Origin of the sequence: Roseovarius sp. D22-M7 (assembly GCF_037083785.1) — a bacterium.
Lineage (GTDB): Bacteria > Pseudomonadota > Alphaproteobacteria > Rhodobacterales > Rhodobacteraceae > Roseovarius.
In genome coordinates, this window is record NZ_JBAPKY010000178.1 from 1 (window position 1) to 1,114 (window position 1,114).

Annotated in this window: 1 protein-coding gene; it reads right to left on the reverse strand. The window is 63.6% G+C overall.

Annotated features, from left to right (window positions below):
• Window positions 1-8 precede the first annotated feature (8 nt).
• Window positions 9-950, reverse strand: coding sequence for an IS110 family transposase (locus tag V8324_RS21975; protein WP_336422009.1), 942 nt, complete (start codon window positions 948-950; stop codon window positions 9-11).
• Window positions 951-1,114 lie beyond the last annotated feature (164 nt).

Consider the following 1,114-nt stretch of genomic DNA (forward strand, 5'->3'; position numbering starts at 1 on the left):
AGTATCCGTCATGCGCAAGGGGTTTTATCGACCCCGATGCGGTCAGCTTTGACCAGCGCGTTGGCGGTCTCCAAGAGCTTGCGCATTATGGCGACGATGGCGACCTTTGCGGGTTTTCCGGCGGCGCGGAGCGCGGTGTATCTGGTTTTGAGGTCCGGGTTGAACCGCATGGCGACGAGAGCTGGCATGTAGAGCGCATCGCGCAGGGGTTTGCGCCCGCCGCTGATGAAGGACTTGCCTTTCCACTGGCCGGATTCGCGGCAGTGAGGGACCAATCCGGCAAGGCTTCCGGCCTGCTTGCGGTCCAGCGTCCCGATTTCCGGCAGGAAGGTGAGGATCGCTGCCGCCACGATGTTGCCGAGGCCGGGGATCGAACCCAGGATGTCACGCTTGCGAGCGGTCGCCCGATCCTCGGCGATGCGCTTTGCAATTTCGTCGTTGAGCTCGGCGATTTGCCGCTCGACCAGGGCCAGGCGGGTTCCGGTCTGGCGCTTGAGAACGGCCTTGATCTGAACATGGGCGCGATTGCGCAGACGCGTGCGTTCCCTGGTCAAGGCGGTTCGTGCAATCTGCAGGTCACGGAGATCATGCAGCTTTTCTGAAGCGGGTGCGTCGGGCTCCAGGCTGGGCGCAGCCCCCATCCGTGCCAGGATTTGTGCATCCACCGCATCCGTCCTGGCGCGGGTCCCACAGGCTTGCGCGAAGCGGCGTGCCTGCAAGGGATTGACCTTCACCAGCGGGAGCTTGCCAGCGAACGCCCTCTCGAAGGCGCGGTGACAGGGTCCCGTCGGCTCGAACACGACCCGGGTCGCCGCCAGCTGCGCCAGCCATTTCCGAAGCGCCCGATAGCCGCGCGGGGCGTTCTCGAAGCGCTGCGCCTCTTGCCCCTCCAGATGAAACACATCGAGGTGGGATTTGGAAATGTCGATGCCGATGGTATGATCCGTCATCTTCGCCTTGTCCTGTTCTTGTCATGCGTGACGCAAACACGCGTATCCGTTCAGGCCCAGGGTGAAAGACGGCGGTCGATCCTACTCGGAAACGGTCCTGAAGACCCAGGCCTCCTCGATCCAACCGCCGCCACTGCCCGCCATAAATGGCGTGGCCGGCAGTG

Coding starts and splice junctions, on each gene's coding strand:
- V8324_RS21975 (WP_336422009.1), bottom strand. CDS start 950: ATGACGGATCATACCATCGGCATCGACATTTCCAAATCCCACCTCGAT.